Consider the following 4,800-nt stretch of genomic DNA (forward strand, 5'->3'; position numbering starts at 1 on the left):
GGGTGCCGCCCTGCTTGAACACGCCTTTCTCGCCGATGACGTAGCGGGTTTTGGTGAGGCCGGCGTGATTGAGGTTGCGGCTTTCGATGGATCGCTTGCCGGAGTGGAGGGCGGGCTGGTAGACGCGCCCGTCCTTGGCCCGCAGGTACATGCGCCCCTTGGAGTCCCACTCCTTTTTGGTGGCCGGATCCGCCGCGATCTTCTCCAGCTTGCGAGCCGAGACCTTGCGCCCCTCGTAGGTCACCAACGCCCCTCGCGCCAATTCCGCGTCCTTTCGCGCCGCCTGCGCGCCGCTCCGCCGCTCATTCAGGAATGACGCAGTGGTCTGGCTCCCGATGCCGCTCTCCTTTTGCAGTTGCTTCGCCTGGGCCTCACCGTTGGAGGACCCCTTTACCTCCCAGCCCTTCTTCTCCGCCGCCTCCCGGACGAACTCCAGCATGGTGGTCTTGCCGGTGCCGGCGAGGCCCTGCACGCCCTGGAAGCGATCGTTCCCGGTCAGGATCATCGCCGCCGCGCCGCGCTGCTCCTCCGAGAGCTTGAAGCTCTGGCCGGTCTCCTTGCTTTTCCGCGCCTCGAAGTCCTTGAGGGCCCGCTCAAACTCCGCCTTGTCCATGACCCGCTGGTGGGCGCCCTTGCCCTCCTCTACGCGCTTGCCGACGCCATCCTCCAGGGTGATCATCTCCCTGGTGGTGAACTTGCCGTCCCCGCGATCCACCAGCCCGCCGGACGCCTTCGCGTCCCAGACGGCGCGGTCCAGATCTTCCAGGCTGGCTCGCCCCTGGGAGAAGCGGGCGGCCTCCTTGTACAGTTCGGATTCTTTGAACGCGGCCTCGCGTTCGGTGATATGGGACATGGCTTTGCCCACGGCCTCGCGGGCGGCCTCCTTGCCGTTCGCCTTTTCCCCGCCCTCCTGGGCGCGTTCCGCCGGCTTGATGCCGATTTCATCAGCCTCCTTCAACCACCGCTCCTGGTGCGCCTCCCGGCTTTCTGGGTGGTTCTTGGCCTGCCGGGAATTCAGGGCCGCGATCTGCCGCTCCTCCGCCGAGGCCTCCGCCTTGGTGACGCCCCGCTTGGCCAGTTCCTCCTTGATCGCCTCGCTGCGCTTGCTGAAGGCCTCGATCTGCTCCCGCGTGAATCCCTTGAGCTCGAAGTCGCCCTTGTTGTTCCATTCGACTTGGCGACCAATCTCCTGAAGGCCGTGGGCAAGCTCGTTCTTGTAGACGTTGTCCGCCGCGTGCCGGGCCTCGAACATGCCCTTGCTTTCCAGGGAGTAGGCCTTGCCGTTCTCGTCGTAGGTCAGATTGGGCGTGACGGCATGGGTATGGACGTGGGGATCGCCGGCGCGGGTGGTGGCGTGCTCGAATTGGGCGTAGGTCAGGTTGCCGGTATTTTCGGTCTTGCCATCGATCCGCGCCTGGGCGTGCCGCTCCAGGTACGCCATGGCCTTGTCCACGGCTTGCCGGTGGGCCTCCAGCACGTCGCTCTGCCCGTAGACTCCAACCGCGATGCTGACGCTCTTGGGGGCGTTGAACGTAAAGTCCAAACCCGCCCGGTGCTCCAGTTTCTTCTCGCCGGTCTCCTGGTCCGCGCGGATCCGGCCCAGCTGCCGCTCCTCGATGAAACCGCTTTCCCCGATTTCCCGGATCTTGCCCGAGAGCATGGCCTCCATGCCCTCCCGCGTGACCTCTTCGCCCTCGATGCCGGAGATTTTGGCGCCCGCGCCCTTCCACGCCGAGGGTGATTTTTCCCCCTGGTAGTATTCCAGCCGATCCTGTTCTTCCGTGTAATAACTCGCGGCCCCGCCGGCGTTCGATATCTGTCCCACGCTGATCATAGCCACACCCCTCCGCTTTCGTTTCCTTCTCCATGGCCGACGTCGTCCTCGTGCGGCGGTTCCTCCGCCGGCCACGGCTCGTCCGCCGTTTCATCCACCCCGAACTGGTCCTGGCCGGGGCCCTCTTCCGCGTCGCCGCCGGCCAGGAAGTCCAGCCCCTCCCGCTCGACGTACTCCGGGGCGATGATGGGCCGGGCCTTGTACTCGATGCGGACCTTGCAGACCGGCAGGTCCCCGGCGATCTTCAGGAACCCCTCCAGGTCGGGGAGGATCTGGATCTCCGACGGCAGGACGCAGTACCGTTCCTTGCGGTTGCGCACCAGGGCGCTGGTGTGCTGCTCGTCCTCGCCGCCCAGGTTGATGTTCTCCTGCACCTCCTCGACGTCCTCCTTGCCGAGGATGTCCGCCAGGCGGCGGGCGCTGGTCTCCTCCTCCGTCCGCAGGACCAGCTTGGTCTGAAGATTGGCGATGAGCACCTTGCTCACGTCCTCGCCGTAGATCTCGTCCACCTGGGCGGCGTTCTGGATGCCGACGGCGGTGAACAGGCCGTACTTGCGCCCGAAGGTCAAAGCCGTCTCCAGGGCCCGCATCTTTTGCAGCGACGCCAGCTCGTCGAGAACCAGCATCATCCGCAGATCCAGCGTCGGTCTCTGCTCCATGATCGCCATCATCGCGATCTCCAGCCAGGCCGAGACGAAGGGCTTGATCGTCGCGTGCTGGTCGGTGCGGGAGGAGATGAACAGCCATCCCTCGTCGTCCCGGTTCTTCACCCAGTCGCGGATGCTGAATGATCCGGAGCTGTCGAACAGCGAGAAAAACCGGATCGCGGGTTGGGCCAGAAGGGTCATGCGGACAGACTCGGCGCTCTTGGGATTCTTGTCGTTGATCAGTCCGGCGCTGACCGCTTTTTTACGTTCCAGGAGACCGAAGAGATCCGCCAGCGGCATGGACAGGATCTTGAGAATTTCCGCCATGGACCGCTCGCCCCGCGGCCTCCCGCCGACGATGCGGATGATGTCCTCCAGAAGCATCCGCGCGGCGTTCTCCCACATGGGATCGCTCGACGCCTGCTTGTTGCTCTGCTGGGGGACGAAGAACTCCGCCAGGGCCGCCGGGTCCATGCGCTTGCGGATGTCGTTGAAGATGGTCCATGGGGCGCAGCGGGCGTCGAGGGGATTGAGCAACACGTCCCCTTCCCGGAAGTACCGCTCGACGAACTCCCCGGACAAGTCGTAGATCACCGCCTTCTTTTCGCTCGCCCGCGCCGCGTCCATCAGGTGGAGAATCTCCTGCGATTTGCCGGAGCCCATCGAGCCGACGCAGAGCACGTTGCGCGCGAGCTTGGATGATGGGATGGGCACGCCGCCGATGGTGAAGGGACTGCGATCATCGGGTGGAATCATCGCGGTCACGTCCTCCGGGGCGACCACGCGCTGACCGCGCACGAACCGATCCGCGAGATCCACGACGCCCCGGCGCACGAGAAGCCGCGTGGCGATCACGCCGAGTCCCAAGCACAGCGCGAGGGACGCGAGCCCCCAGAACAGAAAACCGAACCAGGGGAAATGCGCCGCCGCGTAGTCGCGCACCTGCCAGGCGGGCGCGGTCACGTCCCGCCCGTGGACCTCGATGGTCATGGGCGCCCCCGCGTCGAGAAGGAACGAGAAGAACGACCCCGCCACCACGCCCCAGAGATAATCCGCCGCGCGCGGATCGAACACGTCGAGCGACAAGTCCCACACCGCGCCCCACGCGCCGACGAAGACCATGGCGAATCGACCGAGATGAGAAATGAACAGATGGACGCGATGGAACAGCGTCCCCATGCCCGACGCCCAGACGGAGGCCTTGGCGCGCGGCATCATTGGGCGTTCTCCTCGCGCTCGCTGCGGATGGTCTCGATCACCACCCCGGCCATCTCCTTGCCCTTCTCCAGTTTCTCCTTGTCGATCCCCGCCTGGACCGTAAGCGTCATCGCACGGGCGAGGATCTCTCTGAGAATCGCCTCGTTCCGCTCCTCGAACCGCTCCAGCATCTCCATCGTCATGAGCTGATCCATGCCGACGCTGACCAGCACCTTGACCATCGTCCCCAATGGGAGATTCCGCTCCTTGGCGAGCGCCGCGAGACGCCCCATCTCCTCACTCCGAAACCGCACCGATATCCTGTTGTCCACTTCCGTCATCCTCCTGCTGCCGTCTTCTCCCCTATTCCCCCCGCAGGCGAAATTTTTGAAAAATCCGAGAGCGGGCGCGGACGGGTGACGATTTCGTCGGACGTGAAGCGGCCAACCAACGAAGGGGCAAAGGAAAAGCGTGGTCGCAAATTGTCGGACCGGATAACGGAAACGGGCCAAAGCGTCGGACACTTTTCCGCTTGGGTGTCGGACACGCCAAAAGGCAATGACCACGGGGCTTCGCGGGGTGTTTTTTCGGGTGCAGCGGAGCTGCGTAATGTGTGCCCCTAGTCCATGAAATGGACGGTCCGCCGAACCGCTTTTCCGCTTGCGGAAAAATGCAAAATCTTTCCTCGAAGATTCACCGCCCGTCCACAAAATCCACGGCCCGAAGCCCGCGCGACGAAGGCCCCGACAAGGGCCGGCGGTGGCGCGGGTTGTGGGCGGCAAGCCCGGACGTGTCCGGGCTGGTGACCGTAGGTCAGCCGTCCACGAGGCGGTGGAGTTTGTGGGCGGGCGGCGATCTAAAATGCACGATTCGCGGGGGGCGAATCAGAGGCATGGAGTGAAAAGCGCGGGGGGTGAAATCCCCAGCGACGCGCAACCGCCGCGAAGGCGGCGGCCATGCCGTTCAATGGAAAAGCCAGCCGCCGAGTCGGTAGGCCTCCAAAAGCGCCAACGCCGCGGCGGACAATTTCACAATGGCGGGCGCCATCGTTTCGGCGTCCACTCCAATCAATGACAACAGAAATTCCACTGGGGACGGTCTCTCGTTCATCGTGTTCTCCTT

Annotated in this window: 3 protein-coding genes; all 3 read right to left on the bottom strand. The window is 64.5% G+C overall.

Features of this window, described 5'->3' with window-relative positions; all coding sequences use genetic code 11:
- Positions 1 to 1,834 (bottom strand): MobF family relaxase (mobF, locus tag ACYCUK_RS23335; RefSeq protein WP_461596979.1); only part of this gene is annotated, 1,834 nt, incomplete at its 3' end.
- Entirely contained in the window at positions 1,831 to 3,699 is a 1,869-nt protein-coding gene (locus ACYCUK_RS23340; protein WP_461596980.1) for a type IV secretion system DNA-binding domain-containing protein, read from the bottom strand. The genes mobF and ACYCUK_RS23340, both read right to left, overlap by 4 nt.
- Positions 3,696 to 3,971 (bottom strand): hypothetical protein, encoded by a 276-nt coding sequence (locus ACYCUK_RS23345; protein ID WP_461596981.1) that lies wholly within the window; start codon positions 3,969 to 3,971, stop codon positions 3,696 to 3,698. The genes ACYCUK_RS23340 and ACYCUK_RS23345 overlap by 4 nt, the downstream gene beginning before the upstream one ends.
- Positions 3,972 to 4,800: the final 829 nt, after the last annotated feature.

This window comes from Thiomonas sp., assembly GCF_054608695.1.